This is a genomic window from Caballeronia udeis, from assembly GCF_044909315.1.
Taxonomy (GTDB): Bacteria; Pseudomonadota; Gammaproteobacteria; order Burkholderiales; family Burkholderiaceae; genus Caballeronia; species Caballeronia udeis_A.
Genome location: NZ_JBIYEB010000044.1, coordinates 1 through 18,658, shown reverse-complemented (window position 1 = coordinate 18,658; position 18,658 = coordinate 1). Strand labels below are relative to the sequence as shown.

General features: G+C 55.8%; 14 protein-coding genes and 3 pseudogenes. 6 read left to right on the top strand and 11 right to left on the bottom strand.

What is annotated here, in order from left to right:
• Nucleotides 1-186: 186 nt before the first annotated feature.
• Nucleotides 187-1,842 carry an MFS transporter gene (locus ABH944_RS40745; RefSeq protein ID WP_404614446.1) on the top strand — a complete coding sequence of 552 codons (1,656 nt, stop codon included), beginning with the start codon at nucleotides 187-189 and terminating at the stop codon, nucleotides 1,840-1,842.
• Nucleotides 1,843-2,001: 159 nt separating this feature from the next.
• Here ABH944_RS40745 and ABH944_RS40740 read toward each other — a convergent pair.
• The 6 genes and pseudogenes from ABH944_RS40740 to ABH944_RS40715 all read right to left on the bottom strand — a co-directional run.
• Nucleotides 2,002-2,286 (bottom strand): annotated as a pseudogene (locus ABH944_RS40740) (hypothetical protein); the annotation flags it as partial.
• A 111-nt stretch (nucleotides 2,287-2,397) separates the two neighbouring features.
• On the bottom strand, nucleotides 2,398-3,714 hold the full coding sequence (locus ABH944_RS40735; RefSeq protein ID WP_404614486.1) for a DUF6765 family protein: 1,317 nt from the start codon (nucleotides 3,712-3,714) through the stop codon (nucleotides 2,398-2,400).
• Nucleotides 3,715-3,893: 179 nt separating this feature from the next.
• On the bottom strand, nucleotides 3,894-5,528 hold the full coding sequence (locus ABH944_RS40730) for an LVIVD repeat-containing protein (RefSeq protein ID WP_404614444.1): 1,635 nt from the start codon (nucleotides 5,526-5,528) through the stop codon (nucleotides 3,894-3,896).
• Nucleotides 5,529-5,581: 53 nt separating this feature from the next.
• Nucleotides 5,582-5,989 (bottom strand): hypothetical protein, encoded by a 408-nt coding sequence (locus ABH944_RS40725; RefSeq protein ID WP_404614442.1) that lies wholly within the window; start codon nucleotides 5,987-5,989, stop codon nucleotides 5,582-5,584.
• 40 nt (nucleotides 5,990-6,029) lie between these two features.
• Nucleotides 6,030-7,514 (bottom strand): hypothetical protein, encoded by a 1,485-nt coding sequence (locus ABH944_RS40720; RefSeq protein WP_404614440.1) that lies wholly within the window; start codon nucleotides 7,512-7,514, stop codon nucleotides 6,030-6,032.
• Between the two features lie 288 nt (nucleotides 7,515-7,802).
• The gene (locus tag ABH944_RS40715; RefSeq protein WP_404614438.1) at nucleotides 7,803-8,756 is read right to left on the bottom strand and encodes a LysR family transcriptional regulator; all 954 of its coding nucleotides are present in this window, start codon (nucleotides 8,754-8,756) and stop codon (nucleotides 7,803-7,805) included.
• 183 nt (nucleotides 8,757-8,939) lie between these two features.
• Between ABH944_RS40715 and ABH944_RS40710 the strand changes: the two genes are divergently transcribed.
• From ABH944_RS40710 to ABH944_RS40700, 3 genes and pseudogenes are all read left to right on the top strand, one after another.
• A complete protein-coding gene (locus tag ABH944_RS40710; protein WP_404614436.1) occupies nucleotides 8,940-10,295 on the top strand; it encodes an NAD(P)/FAD-dependent oxidoreductase in 1,356 nt (451 codons plus the stop codon).
• A gap of 286 nt (nucleotides 10,296-10,581) precedes the next feature.
• Entirely contained in the window at nucleotides 10,582-10,923 is a 342-nt protein-coding gene (locus tag ABH944_RS44670) for a hypothetical protein (RefSeq protein WP_472975150.1), read from the top strand.
• A 193-nt stretch (nucleotides 10,924-11,116) separates the two neighbouring features.
• Nucleotides 11,117-11,570: pseudogene (locus ABH944_RS40700) on the top strand (Tn3 family transposase); the annotation flags it as partial.
• Nucleotides 11,571-11,638: 68 nt separating this feature from the next.
• Here ABH944_RS40700 and ABH944_RS40695 read toward each other — a convergent pair.
• From ABH944_RS40695 to ABH944_RS40685, 3 genes are all read right to left on the bottom strand, one after another.
• Entirely contained in the window at nucleotides 11,639-12,922 is a 1,284-nt protein-coding gene (locus tag ABH944_RS40695; protein WP_404614434.1) for a GDSL-type esterase/lipase family protein, read from the bottom strand.
• Between the two features lie 369 nt (nucleotides 12,923-13,291).
• Complete coding sequence (locus tag ABH944_RS40690; protein WP_404614432.1) at nucleotides 13,292-14,452, bottom strand: porin; 1,161 nt, start codon at nucleotides 14,450-14,452, stop codon at nucleotides 13,292-13,294.
• Between the two features lie 130 nt (nucleotides 14,453-14,582).
• The gene (locus tag ABH944_RS40685) at nucleotides 14,583-15,137 is read right to left on the bottom strand and encodes an ABC transporter substrate-binding protein (protein ID WP_404614430.1); all 555 of its coding nucleotides are present in this window, start codon (nucleotides 15,135-15,137) and stop codon (nucleotides 14,583-14,585) included.
• 626 nt (nucleotides 15,138-15,763) lie between these two features.
• On the opposite strand from ABH944_RS40685, the pseudogene ABH944_RS40680 reads away from it, so the two are divergent.
• Both ABH944_RS40680 and ABH944_RS40675 read left to right on the top strand, forming a co-directional pair.
• Nucleotides 15,764-16,577: pseudogene (locus ABH944_RS40680) on the top strand (aldehyde dehydrogenase family protein); the annotation flags it as partial.
• Nucleotides 16,578-16,630: 53 nt separating this feature from the next.
• Nucleotides 16,631-17,002: an aldehyde dehydrogenase family protein gene (locus ABH944_RS40675; RefSeq protein ID WP_404614482.1), complete on the top strand. Its 372-nt coding sequence runs from the start codon at nucleotides 16,631-16,633 to the stop codon at nucleotides 17,000-17,002.
• Nucleotides 17,003-17,195: 193 nt separating this feature from the next.
• Here the strand turns inward: ABH944_RS40675 and ABH944_RS40670 are convergent, their stop codons facing one another.
• Together ABH944_RS40670 and ABH944_RS40660 are read right to left on the bottom strand one after the other, a co-directional pair.
• Nucleotides 17,196-18,056, bottom strand: a complete 861-nt coding sequence (locus ABH944_RS40670) for a 3-hydroxybutyryl-CoA dehydrogenase (RefSeq protein WP_404614428.1) — start codon at nucleotides 18,054-18,056, stop codon at nucleotides 17,196-17,198.
• Between the two features lie 92 nt (nucleotides 18,057-18,148).
• Nucleotides 18,149-18,658 (bottom strand): ABC transporter ATP-binding protein (locus ABH944_RS40660; RefSeq protein ID WP_404614426.1); only part of this gene is annotated, 510 nt, incomplete at its 5' end.

The window sequence follows — 18,658 nt, the reverse complement described above, 5'->3', positions numbered from 1 at the left end:
AGGCCAGGATCGACGTTCCGCGTCGTCTTGCGTCACTTGAGCCAATGCTGATCCAGCCGAAAGATTCGACCGGCGTAAGCGGGTCGCATGCATCTGCATCCCAACCATGTCAGGTCGCGCGTGCAACCGTACATCAGCGCCGATGCGCAGGACGCGCGCAGTAATGGATATTGATTCGTCCCGCGCATGCCGGCCAACGAGTTCGCGAGGGTTTCTCGCCCATCAAAACTTGGTCGACGAATTGAGGAACTGGAAAGCCCGGTACTCTTTTCATACTATCGACCGCTGTTGGAGAAGAATATGAAAGTGTCAAAAAACTTGCTGGTCATGCTATGCGTTTCTGTTCCGTCGTTCATGATCAACCTTGACGGAAACATCATCTCCGTATCGCTAAGCTCGATTGCGCGTTCGCTGCATGCCGATTTCGCCGCGGTGGAATGGGTGATCAGTGCTTATACCTTGACGTTTGCAGCCATGCTGATGCCAGCCGGCACGCTTGCCGACCGCTTTGGCCGCAAGCGGATGTTGATCATCGGACTCATACTATTTACGTTAGCCTCGGCGCTATGCGGCGCAGCGCAAAATGATACAGCGCTCAATTGGGCGCGCACACTGCAGGGCGTAGGCGCGGCCTTGCAACTGAGCGCGGCCATGGCCACGCTCTCTCACGCGTTTCGTGGACTTGAACGTGCCCGTGCGTTCTCGTTCTGGGGTTCGGTAGTCGGCGCCGCGATCACGCTCGGACCGGTCGTCGGAGGACTTATCACTCAGTATCTAGGGTGGCGTTGGGTTTTCTTTGTAAATTTACCGGTCGGTATTGCAATGATCGCGTTGACGTTGTTTGCGGTCGAAGATTCGAAAGACCCGCAGGCGAAGCGGCTCGATATCGCAGGCGTCGCGACGTTCAGCGGCTTTCTGATACTGCTTACGCTTGCCCTTATCTCCGGCAACCGCGCCGGATGGTCAAATAGCCTGATACTGGGGGAGTTCATCGGAGCAGGAGCGCTTTTGGCTGCATTCCTGGCAGTCGAAACACGGCAGCCCAGGCCAATGGTCGACCTTTATTTCTTTAAACGTCCAACGTATGTAGGTGCAAATATCGCGGGTTTGGCCTATGGTATGGCGTTCCTGACCATGTTGACCTATTTGCCGCTCTACTTTCAGAACGGCATGGGTCATACGCCGCTTGCCTCAGGACTCCTGATGTTACCCATGGCAGTGCCGCTGTTCGTGATTCCCCGTGTCGTCGCTCGATGGCTGGCGCCGAGTTGGTCCGGGCGCCTGCTGCTGACTACCGGGTTGACATTGGTCGGGGTGGGCTTGATATGGACTTCCACCGAGATGCGCGGTTTTGCCTACGAGCCCATCCTCGTAAGTATGCTCGTCGCCTCTTGCGGTGCCGGAGTTCTCAATGAAGAAACCGCACGGGTCGGGATGACGGTCATCCCGGCGGACCGCGCGGGAATGGCGTCCGGAGTATCGGGGACTGTTAAATTCAGCGGAATTGTGATCGGATTTGCGACGCTTGGTGCAATCCTGTTTTCCCGTGTGGAAGCGTCGCTTACAGCCACTTTTCCACGGTACTCCCTGCCGGTGAGCAAAGAGCTCGCGCGAATGATCACAGGCGGCCATTTTCACGCCGCGCAGATGCTGGAAGGCCAAATCGGTGGATCGTCGTTTGCGCAGCTGAGCTTTGGGAGTGGTTATGAGGCCATGCTCATGACAGCAGGGGCCATTGCGCTGATCGCCTCCGCCCTAAGTTGGATGCTGGTGGACGCAGGTGAGACTGCACCGATAGGAACAGAAAGCATCCCGGGGCACATTGCTGTCCTGGGAGATTGATCCCATCAGATTCGGTCGCCTCCACGGACAATTTGCAGTTGAGCTCTGCAGCGGGACATATCGATCATTCTGTGTTGGCCCGCTGGTTGTCCACGGTCGAGCGGCGGACGGGAGATCACGCCCACGTCGCCCGGCGGTGGAATACCGTGCCGCCGCGGCTTCTCTGGCTCTTGATATTCGTAGCAGCGCAGCCAGATTAGAGTCGCTTTTGTCGATGGTTATCGTCTCGGGTACACCGTTCCGAGCAATCGGCTTTTCAAAGAAGCGCCGCGCCGCCACCTTGTCGCGCTTGGCCATCATTTCTTCGAGACTACCCCAACTCACTGAATAGGCGACTTACCACCGCACGCACTGCATCATCGCATCGAGCGGACAGTGAAGGCGCTTTAGCACTCGGGCGATGCCCGCAGCAAGCGTCTTTCGCGGGCTTTTGGTCTTCTTCATTGGCCAGTCAAAACATATTTGTCAGCCTCGGATACTACCTCTTCCGCCTTAACGCGACAAAGCCACCGCATCGCGACATCATTGCACCTGGCACGAAGTGGCACTTCAAGTTTAATAGTCGAACGTTGAGACGAGTCCGGTCACCTTCCTCCGACCGTTAATGACATCCGAGACGATGCCTAACGTCTCGTACGGAGCATCAAGCAATCTTACGATGGCTATGGTGCGCTGAGGCGTAGCATTAGAGATGCGGAACACTACATACGGCAGAAGCGGGGAAGGTTTATCGCTCTCGATCATAAGCGGCAGCACGCCATCAGAGACGGTTCGGAAAAATTCGATTGCACCCGGCCGCTGGATCGACACTGTCGCTTTCTCCCGCATCGTTGACTGTTTGAGGTTGCTATCAGCAAGTAGTGCAGTTACCGATCCATGATCCCTGAGTCGCCACAGCCAAAGTTCAAGTTCCACGTTGTTCGCCTGACCGGCCGTGACACGGGTTGCGTCTGCTCGTATATAGGTCGCCAGTTTCCCTAGGTGCGCCGAGCCGGTCAACCAGTCACTGAATAGGCTGTTGTAAAACTGAAGAATCGCCGGATCGACACCGGGTTGTGATGACGCGTTAGTTGTAAAGCTCGGAAGTTTTCTTCCATGCCACCGCACGGGCGTCCAATGTTTTCCATCAGGCAGGCTGGTGCCATCGAGGAAAGAAACATCATCAAATCCTTGACCTTGGAACCAGGTCGCTTTCTCACTTTTGGTGGCCGCTCTGGAGAATGTTTCGATCTCTTGAGCCAATGGCCCCCACAAGGCCGGTTTCCTTATTTTTCCATCAACGGCTGGATATTTCGACATCATGGCGTACGTTGATTGAGCCATTTGTAGAACGTCTTGCGGCCAATATCTTGTCAGCTCAGCACGGTGGTAGCCGTTGGACTGACGCTCCTTCGGAGCGCTCATCGACAGACCCGGGTCGCAATCAATTTCCGGGGAAAGCGACTCCATGAGAGATGGCACGCCCTGATGGGCGAAAGAGTCCTGCAATGGGTGTAGCGATCGGCCAAACAACTGAAGCATGAAGCCCGCTTTGCCATGCGCCTGCGCGACCAGTTTCTCGGCAAGCGCAAGTGCCTGGCGATCACCCGGTATCACCACGCGGCGCTCTGGCTGCGACGGAACTGGCTGCGCGCTCGGATAATGCAAGCTCTGGACCTCAGCAGCATCTTCAGGGTATGGCGAGAGACACGCGTACTGAAGGGCCGTCTTCATGTTTTGGATGAGCCCCCCGTCTACCCTCTGGTCGCCGAGAGCGATAGCTTCGGCCTCCCCTTTATCGAACCCCGCCTTTCCCGCCAGCCATCGCGTCAAACCATAGTGAACGTCGGCCTCGAACGCACAGGCATGGCCCGGCAACATGTTCAGCGCCATCGCCAATATAAGGATTCCTGTACCCCGGAAGCCCCAAATTCTCGTGTAACGTGCACCGCTAATAATTCTGATCTTCCTACAATCTAAATCTAGCCTGTTCGCCATACGCCCTTGTCCCGAGTGTCCGGCCTGACCTTAATGGGGACCGCAGATGCGTTCCCCATTACACAGATCGCGCGTTAATTGCTTGCGTCCATAGCCGGAGTGCTTTCGGGCATCGGCCAAACTGAGTTTTTGAAAGCCATGATCAGTTCGCCGTTGTCCTGACATGCTGTCACTAAGCGGTGGTTAGCAAAGTCGAAGTCAAGACGTGACGAACACCAGTCCGGCGACCCCGAGTGCCATTGTCCAGTTCCGCTATGCCCAGAGCCCGGGACGCTCGTGGTTGTCCCCGGAGGATTGAGATAGGCAATCTCCTTTGGCGCGGCCGGATTACGAATGTCGAAGACACGGATACCAGAATTCTGGAATGCGCAAGCCATCGCCGTCGCGTTATCACGATTGTCCACCGTGCAATAGTGACTGCCATACGTGAAAAAACTCAGACCAGCTACGTCCGGGAGCACCTTTTCACAATTGGCGATTACATGAGTTTCCAAGCGCGTCTCCGATACTTGCACGGGATTTGCCTCGTTCGTCATATCGTAAATATGTGCCATTGGGAATGGAGCCAAGCCTGCCGCACACGCTGCTCCGGGATTTTTCGTTGCCGGATCCGCAAGTCCGCCCGCGCCGCCTTCATCAACGTCAACCAGATATGGCCTTCCCGCGACAACAATAGGAATTGTGTGCTGCGAGGTACTACCGTCTCTGACAGGCACAGCGGCAATAAGCTTCATCTGTGCGCCAGGGGATCGCGCCTGCACCTGCGTGGTATCCATAATGTAGTAGCCGTTCTGGACTTTGGCATTCGCGTCATTCAGCGGCGCGGGCAAGCTCGCAATACCTATGCCGTCTCCCCCGATCGATGCAAGATAGGCTCGGTTGCCATTGTCACTTACCGACAACCCGTGCGCCACGCCGCCAAGGGGCAGCGTGCTCAAATCGACCGATGCAATATATTTAGGATGAGCAGGTAGGGAGATGTCAATCGCATAGTACGCGTTCGATTTCAGTGAGCCAATATAATACGTGAGTCCATCAGGGGACAGGCCACCTTCGTGCCCCGATGGCGCTTTCGGGGCGACGGCACCCCCGTCAGATCCCGTTCCAACATCAATGCTTGAAAGCAATTGAGGATGACTACAGTCTGACGCGATGTCATAAATATCGATCTGTGATCCCCCACCCCCCCCATTGGTTCCATTGTCCGCGACCAGCAATCCACGCTTTTGACTCGCTCGCAGCGACTCCCAAGGGTCAATCATGGCAGGGGATGTGAGAGATTCCGTCCGCACCGGCTTCGTTGGGTCGGTAATGTCGATCACCGGCACGCCGGGATTAATGAGGCCACCGCTGTTTCCGCTCGCAACCGTGGGTGCGCCGAGCATCGCATGATATGCGCAAACACGCCCCGAGCTATCTTTATACATCGCCGCTGACCAGTCTGCTCCTTCTCCCTGAAGTTGGCCGACCACTTCGAGGTTGCAATTAAACCCCGCAAAGCTTGCTCGCATTGCAGCCGGCACTTGTCCCTGCAAGCCGGTCTCTGGATGATCACCGGTTCCGCATGTCGCCTTCGGGACTACATACGATGCCACCGCTGCTGCAGTAGGGTCCTCGGACACCGCGTCATCATGGCCTCCGCCGCAACCGACGAGTGTGGTAAACATTGCGACGATCAAAGCCGCCTGCGCACTTTCTAGCCAGATCATGAAGTCTCCTCATTGTGTAATAAAAATTGCCAACGGTCAGGCGCGCACCAAAATCAGTCGTCGGGCGAGACTTCGATAGTCGCGATGTCGATTTGAGTTCCGTTAGACGTGTGAAGATGGAGCGAAAATCGCCCCGTCTGGGTCGCGCGCATCTGAAAAACGGCTGGATGCAAGGCATCGACCTGCGGCATATCATCGAACCCGTGGACCATGATCATTCCCGCTTGCGCAGACGAGATGTTGATCACAACAAGGTCTCCTTTCTGGACCGACAGCACTGGCAGTAATTGACCAACGTCCTTTTTCCCTGCAGTCACATTGAACGCATGCGTGTGAGGGCTATGCGCGGCGTTTGAGGGCTTCGCAACCTTATAGCCAATGCCAATTGCAACGAACAGCAAGATTGCCGCGAGGAATGTGCCTAGCACCAATTGGTTGTCTGCAGCCGCCGTCTTTTGCATAAGAGATCTCCTTGTTCCACAGTTGAATGCGCCAATGGCTTCAGGCCGCTGCCATGGGCAATGATAGGATCCACAGGCCGCTTGCTGTAAACAGGACCATTAGAACTACCATGGGGACCTGACTGAGGATGGCCCTTGAACGAGATCCGAAGCTTTGAAATGATTGACTGTGCGCAAGATAAACGCTCAGGATATGGCCCATGAGAATCAATGCGACCTGGGCATGCCAGACGAATCCCGCGTCGAGTATGAGAGGCGGGATGCTTATTGAAGCAGTGCCAAAAATATCCCATCGCTTGCCGAATGGATCGGAGGCAAGCCTGACGATCTGTGGCGACTGACTGATTGCAACGGTGAAATAGTGGGTGACGTTGTAGAAGAATGCGATCGGCACGAGTGACCACGAAAAGTCCAGGATGAGTTCGTTGAGCGCGCGCTGGCTCCTCACTAACCACTTGCCTGCGACCAAGACCGCAGCATAGGCCGCGAGGTACAGCGTCGGAGATAGCGCAAGACAGAGCCATTGCCACAAGTAGTAGACCTTCGCTGCGTTACCGTACAAATCATTTGAGTAATTTTCGATGACAGGCTTGATGATCGGAAAGAGCTTAGCCCAGTATGCGGTATTCCATAATATGGTGTCGTGAATTCCATCAAATGCAGTGGACGAGAGCATGAAGACGATGAAACACGTCATGCTGAAGGATGGACTCTCTACCGTAGAAAACCCTGAGAACGGAAGCCGCAGCTTTATGCGCCACGAGCCGTCGGCCGCCACCCATTCGATCGGCGCAAGCAGAGATACAAGCGAAAACACTACTCCAAATACATCCGCATGCCGGATCCATGTTTCACGACCAAATAGCCATGCCCCCACAAATAGCAGGCAAGAGTACGCAAGCAGGCACACACTCAACTTTTCAGGACTTGCATTCCCAAATAGTTCGAGAGCAATCAGGCCAAAGTAAGCAAGCAAGGCTGGAAAGTAGCCGAGCCGTCGCGGGTATCGCAAAATCCCTTTGAAAGAAACCAGACCCGTACGTCCTGCCAACCGGATTGCGGCGTTCCATGGGTTGACCATTTGATAGAAGTCGCCGATCAAACATGCCGCATACATGCTCAAGAGCATGAAGATCATCCAAAACCACGTCATGTTGAAATTCAACAGCGCATTGGGCGTACCGATCAAACCACAGACAATCGTAAAAAGGAGGATGAGTGCGGTGACGACTTGTGCGATCCAAGCAATAAGCCTGTAGAGACTCCAGCTTCGCACGCGAAACCGCCGCGACCCTGAACGGTTCTCGGAGAATCTCGATGATGTATTTACGGCCGAAAATAACGCGAAGAATACGAAAGAAATGAGCAGTGCGACGGCGGACCCATATGCGTAAAGCCAAAACGGAACAGGAAGCGTATAGGGCGCAGCGAACGCGTGACCTTCGGCAGTGATCGAGGACGCGAACGCTGCGATGAGCGTCGCGGTGCGAACGCATGCCGCAAGCGAACGGGATCGCATACGCATCACTTGTCTCCGGTTTAGGTCACCGATATTTGTCGGCGCTGATCAGATACTCTGCTTGATTACTGACGCAAAACTTACGCGCTGCGCGGGACATACCCTTATCCGCGGAACGGCATATCTCTTTCGACAGCATAAGCGAGCGCCCGGGTATACGCTGATGAAGGTTCTGGTGCAAATGGGTAAACCGGTTTAGAAATTTACCATTTAGAGGATACCTTATCGATCGCACAGAGCAGCATTCCATACAGCAAGCGCCGGCGCTACGCGTGGATCGCGTTGTCAACTTTTTCAATCATGACACCGGCGCTTCGCCGCGGTGAGCGTAGGCAACGGAATCGGGACGGCGCCCGACATACCTTGATCGATAAGGAAATCGCGAAACAGGCTGGCCACATGCGGCAGGCGCTTGTCGGAGACATGCATCACATACCAGTCCCGCTCAATTGGATTGCCTGGCAACGGCAGCAGCGCGAGCAAGCCTGCCTGAAACTCCAGTGAACACGCGTGCAACGATAAAAACGAAATCCCAAGGCCCGCTTCAACAAGCTGCTTGATCGCTTCGTTGCTCGATAGCTCTGAGCCAATGTGCAACTTGTGGCCCTCCTGCTTGAATAGATTTTCGACAGTCGAGCGCGTACCCGAACCCCGTTCACGCACGAACATGTTTTCGCTTTTCAGATCGTCGAGCGACAGGCGTTTTTTTTTCATCAGCGGATGCGACGGCGAAGCAACAAACGCCATGGGATGTTTCGCGAATGGCGTCGCCAACGTACGCAACTCACGCGGCGCGCTGCCCATGATCGCGAGATCGATCTCATGCGTCGCCAGCATCCGGATAATGTCTGCACGATTACCCACCTTGAACTGCACCTTCACCTGCGGCCGCTGTTCGGTGAAGCGCACGAGGAACGGCGGAATCAGATATTCAGCCGTGGTGATTGCTCCAATACGCAGCGTGCCGCCCTGCTCTCCCTGCAGCGCGGCCAGGTCGTCGGCGGCACCATTCCATAGATCAAGAATTTCAAGCGCGTAACGCGCGAGGATTTCGCCTGCCGCTGTGAGCTGTATACCCCGACCGACGCGTTGCAATAACGGCGCGCCCGCTCCGTCCTCCAGCAAGCGAATCTGCAGCGACACCGCCGGCTGCGTCAGACGCAACTCTTCAGCCGCGCGTGACACGCTACCCAACTTCGCTACAGTATGAAGCGTTTTCAACTGGCGGAAAGTCGCTGCTTTTAGCATAAGCTCCAACCTATATATTGTGTATAAACATTAAATTGTGCTGTGGTTTTACCGAATTCTATACTCGGCCTCAGAGAACGTGCTGATGACCTTGCGCAGTGGCTCATTGGCATGTTCGTGCTGATCCGGAAGAACGGTCCGACGCAACTCGACACAACGTAACGTTTCAGGAGGACAGACATCATGGCCGCAACTGATCGACATGCAGCACGCACGACCCGCAAAAGACCGCATCGGATCGTTATCGTCGGGGGTGGTGTCGGCGGTCTCGGGCTGGCAACACGTCTTGGCGAAACACTTGGAAAGACCGGTGATGCGCAGATCGTGCTTGTCGACCGCTCGCCGACTCACTTCTGGAAGCCGCTGCTGCATGAAGCAGCGTCTGGACAGATCGATCCGGCTACGCATCAGCTGCAATATGCGGTGCAGGCGCAACGCAACGGCTTTGAATTCGAACAAGGCGAACTTGCCGGTATTGATCGCGCGGAACAGCTCGCAATGATCGGCGCCACACTCGATGCCGATGGGCGCGAGATTCTGCCTGCGCGGCAACTGGCTTTCGATACGCTCGTGCTCGCATTGGGCAGCGTGACCAACTTCTTCGGCGTAAGCGGTGCGGCCGAGCACGCGCTGCCGCTCGAATCGGTCGCGCACGCGGAAATGTTCAGACGCAAGCTGCTGGACGCGTGCATTCGCGCGAACCACGCGCGCCGCACGAACCCAGCACAAGCGACCGAGCCCGTGTCCATCAACATTGTGGGCGCCGGTGCAACGGGCGTTGAACTCGCGGCTGCGCTGCTCGATACCGTTCGACTGCTCAATCGCTACAGCTTGTTTGCGCTCGACCCGGTGCGGGACTTCCGCATCCGGCTGATCGAAAGCAGTGGCCGGATATTGCCTGCCTTGTCCGATGAGATCTCCGATCGTGCACAACTCATGCTCGACAGTCTCGGGGTCGATGTGCTGACCGACACGCATGTTACCGAGGTGCGTGCAGACGCAGTGCTCACGCATAACGGCATCTGGTTGACGAGCGACATCGCTATCTGGACAGCAGGTGTTGCCGGCCCTCCAGTGCTGGGCGTGCTGGATGGCGTTGTCATGAACCGAAGCGCGCAGGTGCTGGTGAACCGCGCGCTGCAGACTACAACCGATACGAACATCTTCGCGCTTGGCGACTGTGCCGCGTGTCCGTCGCACAGCGCGGATGCTTTTCTCGCGCCGCGTGCTCAAGTCGCACACCAGCAGGCGCTATTCCTTGCGCGGGCAATGAAGTGCCGTGTCGCTGGCCACGCACTGCCAGAATTCACCTACCGCGACGCGGGCACGATGGTCGGGTTCGGCAACAAAGGAGCCATCGGCAGCCTGAGCGGGCTTCGGGCTCGGCCCATATTCATCGATGGCTGGCTTGCGACGGTTGTGTACAGGCTGATCTACCGCAAGCACGTGATGACCCTCACGGGCTTCCCCAGGATGATGTTCGATACGGTGAGCCATTGGTTGCGTGGGCGTGCGCATCCGTTGATCAAGCTGCACTAAGCAGGACATGGCAGGCCGGTGCTGGCGCTTGCACAATGAGATCAATAGGGGCCGGGTGAAAATCGTCAGGACCGTAGTGGCGGTGGATGAATAGATCACGCGCCCGACACCGTCTCAACTGTTGCGATCGTGCTCGCAAGCATGGCGATAAGAAGGAGCGGTTGGCTGCCTGGCGCGCAAGTTTTCAATGTGACGACAGCAAATCTCGATGTGTCGTTATGCCAAACAACACTGTCCTCTCCGCTCAAAGTACTGCACGACCTCCGGTAGTTCCTCGGAGGTCCCCATGGACCTTCACTTTTACTTGCGACTTGCAGTCCCATTCTATTTTCTCCATAACGTCGTCTTACTGATTCCGAACACCTTGCAGACTGCCTCGCGGTCGCCATTACAGGAAGCGAGTGCCACACGGATCCCATCGACCTCGATGTGGCGGTCGCGCTCGCACAGCATCAGCGCATCTTCTTGCGCGCCTGAGCGTGCCTTAAAGGATCTGGACGAGGCGGCGACCCTGACCCACGCATGCCAACTGCTGCTGGATACGAGCGTGCCCGATGCCGGGTTGCGCACCATGTTTGAGAAGATTCCGCGCGATGCTCTCACGCAAGTGAAGGGGTTAAGGCCTTAGTCCGGCCCACGTGCCGGTCTGCTCGATCGCGCCAAATGGGAAGCTACCTGAGATCATCTGCCGGACCCTACGTCTGTCGGCCGACCCCGCGCCGACACTTACCGCCCTGGCCGTCGAGCTGGATCGTACCTGCCGTGCAGAGGCAGCGAGACTGCCCGATAACCCGGCAGTACGCCTCGACATGACGGCGCTCAAGCGCGCGACCCGACTCGAACAGGCCATCGCCTAGTTCGGGCGCATCGATAAGACGCTGCACACGCTGACCTATATCGACGACGAGGCGAAACGCCGGGGAACGTTGACGCAGCTTAACCGCGGCGAAGGTCGCCAGAGCGTCGCGCGCGCCGTCTTCCATGGCAAGCGCGCCGAGCCAGAGTCAGCATTGCCGCGAGGGTCAGGAAGACCCGTTAGATGCGCTCGGCCTGATGCTCAATATGATCGTGTTGTGGAACACCATCTATACGGGGGCAAGCTTGATCCAGCTGCGCACGCAAGGCTATGAGGTCAAGGACGCAGAAATGGGGCGGCTGTCACCGCTGTTGCGCGAGCACCTCAACATGCTGGGGCGCTATTCGTTCTCGGCGCCGGATGCGATGGCCAAGGGCGAGTTACGACCCCTACGTGATCCAGCAGACACCGACTCATAAAAATGCTTAACCCGGTTTTTTTGTTCCACTGCACCTCAAACCCCAAAACAGCCTCTTTAGCGAGTTGCCTACTGGAACTTTGACAAATCAACTGTCTTTGCCATTGTTGTATAGCCCGCGCTGCTCGGATGCAAATGGTCTCCACTGTCATACGCAGCCAAGATAGCTGTCGGATTATTTGGATCTTGAATGGCTTTATCGAAATCAAAGACAGCTACTACGTCCTTGCTGCCTCGGATCCACGCATTGATCGTCTGCCTCTGCGCCTCACCTGCTTCTGTATAATATGAGGCCCCTTTAAAAGGCGTAATTGTCGCAAGGAAAACCTTAATATTTGCGGCTTGGGCTTGAGCGATTGCGCTGGAAATAGCCGCGATGATTTGGCTTGCAGACTCAGTCTCGCCAGGTATAGCGCCCGAAAAGCCTATGTCGTTGATTCCCATAAAAATGATTGTGTGGGTTACACCGGTCACTCCAAGGACATCGTGCGCAAAACGTGATGATCCGCTTGGACCAAATACGTTGTATAGCCATCTATTTCCACCGAGACCTTGATTTACCACTGACACCTGGGGCGCTAGATTGAGACCGATTCCGATTGCCGAAAGCTGATCGGGATACCGTAAATTGGCGCCTGCCGTGGACCCGACACCGTCGGTAATGGAATCTCCGAATGCCACCACTACCTTGGATGATGCAGTTGTCTTAACGTCCACTTCGCTTAAATAGTAGTAGGACGTAGTCATGGACGACGGATCGCTCAAGTTTAGACTGGAGGCGGAGCTGACGTCACCGGCAGCAATATAGTTGGTACGAAGGGCAAACCGATGCGAAGTGTTGTTCACTGCAGTTCCGCTAATGTAAATGCTGACTGCAAGATCACTAGCCGAGTTTAGCTTCAATTTCGCTTCATCACTCCAGGTTTCAGCGCCCGGTGCAATGGTTACTGCAGCATTTCCATTAAAGGTAAGCGGGAGATCGGACGACGGATCGATGGACGAAATTCCGGTGCTTCTGGCAAGACGGACCTTGTCAAAATGAATAGGTGATGTCCCATACAAGTTTGAAAATTTAATCCTGACTGACTCGCCTCCGACAGATATGTGCGCAACTTGTCGAACCGTCTCATTGGTAAAAGTCTGAACGGATGGGGTCAATACGCCGTAACCAAGGGATGCAAGATCTTCGTTCGAATCATTTTGTGCGGCAGTCCACGACGCAACAAAGGCTGAATTATCCGATGAGCTGCCTCCACAAGCAGTGAGCGAGGCAATCAACATCAGTCCTATGCCGATCGCCTTCATTCGAACAGAAAACCTACAGTTAAGAATCAATGCATAATCATTTATCATACCCTGTCTCCGGTTTTACTTTTATGTCGTGACAATTCCGTCTTATCAAGACGTAGAGGTAAGTTAAGATCCGACACTTACGTGATTCTTACTCACCGCCGCTATTAGCCGGAGCCGCGGGTATTCCTTAAAGAGATTTCTGGTGCAATCGAGTGAAAATCCTCGCGGGTGAGTGCGCTTGCGCTACCGGGATGCCCAACTCCAATAGCTTGAGCACTGCTTCTATCTGCTCTGCCAAGAACTGCTAGCCTTTCATCGCCGTCTTCCCCGACAAAGGGAAATTTGCGTTGAAACACTAGCATTCGTTTCTGTTCAGCCCAAAGCAGATCCGCGATGCCGGTGCCGGGGTGAAGTTGAAAAGCCTGTCTCCTAGAACAGGTGCGAAATGCCGATTCGGACTACCGACTGATGGTTGTTACTCGATGCGTCACCGACTGCGCCATCGAGGATATCAGCCACACTGGCGCCGCCAGCTGCCTTCTGCCACACGGCCATCGCGTAGACGGATGTGCGCTTCGAAATCGCGTACGATGCCGCCAACCCGACCGAGTGATAGATTGGAACCTGATCGTTGTAGTTCACCTTGCCGTGTGTATAAGTGTAGGAACCCCCAACGGTCAGGCTAGGGGTTAAAGCGTATCGCAGAAATGCTTCATAATTGTCGAAGTACACTGAGCTCGTCGTGCCATTCGCATCTTTGAAATCCGTATCGCTGAAATCCAGGCCGAGCGTCGCATTCCCGATCGCATATGATGCACCGACGCCCATGATCCTTTGACTGGCCGGCTGCCCGACGTAGCTGAACGGGCCCGTTGAGCCAATCGCCGCTCCCGTTGTATTCGGAACGTAGTCACCGTCGGCAAGCAGGGCACCTGGATCTTTGATGTATTCGTACACGCCGGCAATATTAAACTGGCCCAGAGAATAGCTCGCCCCAAGACCCCAGAGACCGGTCGTACTGCGCCCAATCGCATTAGTGTTTGAGAACGAATACATTCCGCCAAACGTCAGGCCAGCGATCTTCGGACTTACGTACTTGATTGAATTGTCCACACGGAACGAGTTGTCCGTATTATCGATATCGCCCGAATGGACGAACGGGCCGCCAAATTGACCACCTGCAGTCAATGGCTGCAAGAAATCAACGACGGGATCGTATTGGCGCCCAATCGTAACCGTACCGTATTTGTCGTCGGACAATCCGACGTAAGCCTGCCGACCAAATTCAAGTCCCCCTTGTCGCATCTGGCCATTTTCAAGGCTGAACCCTGCCTCCAGCTTAAAGATCGCCTGGATCCCCCCGCCGAGGTCTTCGGTCCCCTTCAGTCCCCATCGGCTTCCGTACTGGCCATCGTATGTACCGTCCCGCATCCGCACAAGAGAATGCCCCCCGCTGTTGGTGACGTAGTCGATACCTTCGTCGAGCGCGCCATATAGGGTCACCGTGGACTGCGCGTGAGCGCTGGCGGCGCAAAGCGCGCACGAAAACGCGATTACAGAAAGCTTAACATTGGCTACAGAATTGCTCACGGCGGTCTCCCATTCTAAAGTTCATTTCAATAAGATGGCAACTAATTCGTATAACTAATTAATAGCTCGATTCGAGTGCAATATCTGCGACTCGCATCGCTATCTGACGATCACACTAAACTTTTCCTGCTCACACCTTCGTCTGCTCCAACTCTCTTCCATCTCCCGCGCCAAATGTAGTTCGATCGTCGAGAATGGCAATCCTCTTTGCCTTTAACCTGGTCGCCGAGTACCGGTCAGCCTGCGAAATTGCGGAGTTCGTCGTTGCCGGCGAGATCATGAAAATTCCGGCCCTTTGCATAATCTGCGACGACGGGAGGGTCGTCGTCGAATTGAAATGAGTGATTACCGCGACCACAACTACATGGCTGTCGACAACTTGCTGGGTAACCTGGCCTGCGGTGCGCAGATCGCCCTGATCGTCAACCGTAACCCGCTGGAACTTGACCGGGTTGCCACGGATCGTCACTCTCGGAGCGTTGACTTCGCCAATGGCCAGTTGCTTTGGGTTTGCGCTGTCTTTGCCATAGCCCGCGTGGGAGCCCGTCATCGGGGCGGCCAATCCAACCTGCACGAACGTTTCCGGAGTACACGCATACGCATGGTCGATTGCGAAGGGAAAATGAAGCAAAAATGCCGCGCCAATTGTCAGGAGCTGCATGCGGTATTGCAACAACTCGAACATTTTGCGAATCCTTCGAATGGCCAAACGATCAACGGAAACCGCACGCTCGTGCATTGAGCAACGTAACCCGGCAAGTAACTTAAAGTCTTAAGTCTGATATCGGAACAATGGTTTCATAACAGACCTTGGCTGGATTATAGGCAGCGGTGTTTTTTGAAAACAAATAATTTTTGCAAGACTCATCGCAAACCCTGATGCCGATGTGGTTTATCAACAGCATCATGCGAGAGCTTTGCTGCGTCTGCCCGCAATATGGCCCGCAGGCGGTACCCTGAGTCGATACCGCGACGGACGTTTGGCAGGTCAGTGAGTTGCATCCGAGCACAACGAACAAACGAGATGCCCGGAATTCGAAGATGGCGGCCCTCATTCTCGCGGGTCATGCAATTTGCCTCGAAAAACCGCCTCCGATATCCTGACGCATCCGCGAAAGGACGTTGAGAAAAAGCCGAGCAAATGAACATAAACGCTGAATGGAGGGGTGACTTATGAAGCTACGGTGCGCAAGTCTCTTTGAACAATCGGCATATATCGGTGGCGTCTGGGTCGACAACACGTCACTGCCGAGGGTGCCAGTCATGAATCCGTCGAGCCATGAGATCATTGGCTCTGTGCCATAAGTGACAATGCAGCAGGTCGATGAGGCCGTCGCCAGTGCCAAATCAGCTTTCAAGGACTGGAGCGGCCAGGAGCGCACTTTGATATTGCGGGATTGGGCGCGTATGGTCGAAAGTCATCGTGAGGATCTCGCCCTCATCCTGTGCAGCGAGCAGGGAAAACCGCTCCACGAGGCCCGTTCAGAAATCACGCAGGCTGCGAATTACCTTGACTGGTTCGCTGAAGAAGCGAGAAGAATTTACGCTGACAACATCCCGGCACCTCGCCGCACCCAGCGGATCCGGGTGCTGCATCAACCGATTGGGGGGTGCGCCGCGATGACGGCTTGGACCTTTCCCTCTTCCATGGTTGCAAGGCGTATCGGCGCGGCTTTGGCGGGCGGTTGTACCGTCATGCTTGCCGGACTACCCCGCGGTGTGCTATCCGTTTTGACCGGAGAAGGAAAGGCCGTCACGAACGCGATGGTATCAAACGCGGGCGTTAGAAAAGTGTCCTTTACGGGCTCGATTGACGGAGGCAAAAGGTTAATGGGGCTATGTTCAGCCACCGTTAAAAAGGTGTCACTCGAACTGGGCGCAAACTGCCCCTTCATCGTCTTCGACGACGCGGATGTCGACCTTGCGGTCAAAGGCGCCATTGACGCGCTTCCGGCATTCCGGGCAGGCTGCCATATGCGCAAACCGATTCCTGGTGCATGTGGATGTGTTCGACGATTTCGTCGCGCGACTCGTGGCGAAGGTATCGGCGCTCACGCTGGGAGATGGAAAGGTCGAGGGTACGCAGATTGGGCCACTCATTAGCGACAAGGTTGTCACGGGAATAGAAAACCTCGTGGACGAGGCCGTGCAAACAGGTGCGACCGTGGCGACCGGCGGATCGCGCCTCACTCCAGGATCTATTTTTTTCGGCCGACTGTTCTCACAGGCGTTCGTCCCGAAATGGGCGTGTGCGGCGATGAGATCCTTGGACCAGTCGCGAGTATGCTCCGGTTCAAAGACGAGGACGAGGCGATTGCCCTTGCGAACAACACACGGACCGGTCTCGCTGCATACTTTTACACGACCAACATCAGTCGCGCTTTCCGGGTAATGGAGGCACTTGAATGCGGCGTAGTCGGAATAAACGAAAGCCTGGTCTTCAGCCAAGTCGCTCCCTTCGGCGGAATCAAGGAGTCGGGCATGGGGAGGGAGGGGCCAGGGGTAGAAGAATACTTAGAGCCAAAATACGTTTGCTTCGGAGACCTTTGATAGATGTTCATGGGTATTGCGCCATACAGTGCGAAGCCGGCCACTGGTCTCGTGTTGAACGCAGAGCGACGTCGGGAGAGCCTGATTCTGTTGCGGCAAGCCAATTACCCCAAGGTCACGCGTGCCGATTCTTCTGGCTAATGAGTGCGGTGGGTAGCGCATGCTGTGCGCCACCGCGCGACGGTGCATACGTTTACACGGTCTTGTCGTACCTGAATACACCATGGCCCGTTTTACGGCCCAGCCTCCCCGCCGCGACCATCTCCCGTAGCAACAAGCAGGCGCGATACTTCGAATCACCGAAGTCCTTCAGGAACACATCCATTACCGACAGGCACACGTCGAGGCCTATCAGGTCCGCGAGTGCGAGCGGTCCGATCGGATGATTTGCCCCAAGCCGCATGCCGGCGTCGATCTCTTCGGCAGTCGCGATTCCCTCAGCCAGCACGAAGAAGGCTTCGTTGATCATCGGTACAAGTATCCGGTTAACCACAAACCCGGGTGCGTTCTTCACGGTGATCGGCGACTTCTCGAGCTGCAGCGCGAGCTTGCGTACGCGGTCGGCGGTATCTGCACTGGTCTGTAGGCCGCTGATTATTTCGACAAGCGGCATCAGCGGTACGGGGTTGAAGAAGTGCATTCCAATGAAGCGACGCGGATCCGCAAGTGTTGTCGCGAGCGCGGTGATCGAAATCGACGACGTGTTGGAGGCGATGATCGTATCGGAGGGAACGGTGGCTTCTATCTGTCTCAGAATGCGCGTCTTGAGCTCGGCGTTTTCGGTCGCGGCCTCGATCACCAGATCGACCCCTGCAAGACGCTGATAGTCTGTCGAGGTATCGATACGGGCGCGTGCCGCGTCGCGAGCGCCGGCTTCCAGCGTGCCCTTGGAGACCAGCCTATCGAGGCTGTGCGTAAGCGTCGCAATGCCCTTCGCGAGCGCGGCCTCAGTGACATCGATCACTACGACTTTCAGGCCGGCAACGGCAGCTGCCTGAGCGATTCCACTGCCCATCGCGCCCGCGCCGACGATGCCTACCAACTCGATTGTCATTGCTACTCCTCAATAGCGGCAGGCCGCGGTCTTGTCTCGCTTGGCGCAGAACAGGAAGTCCACCGTGTCGCCACCCTTATCGACAGCACGAATTACTCGCCGAGGTACGCTGCCCGTACTTTCGGGTCGTCGAGCATCTGCTTCGCGTCACCGGACATGGTCACCAGACCTGAGTCCATCACGTAGGCGCGGTTCGCCGCTTGCAACGCGAGACGCGCATTCTGCTCGACCAGCAGCACCGTCATTCCTTCAGCCGAGATCGCCCGCACCACCTCGAAAATCGTCTCGACCATGATCGGCGAGAGGCCCATCGACGGTTCGTCGAGCAGCAGCAGCTTCGGCCGCGACACCAGCGCCCGCGCCATGGCCAGCATCTGCTGTTCGCCACCCGACAACGTGCCCGCATACTGCGAGGCCCGCTCTTTCAGCCGCGGAAAGAAGCCGAACATGCGGTCGGTGTCCTTGTCGATTTCGTCCTTGTCGTTGCGAAGGTATGCGCCCATCTGGATGTTTTCAAGAATCGACATGCGCGCAAAAATACCCCGCCCTTCCGGCACCATCGCCAGACCGCGCTTGAGCAATTCGTGCGATGGCACGCCCTT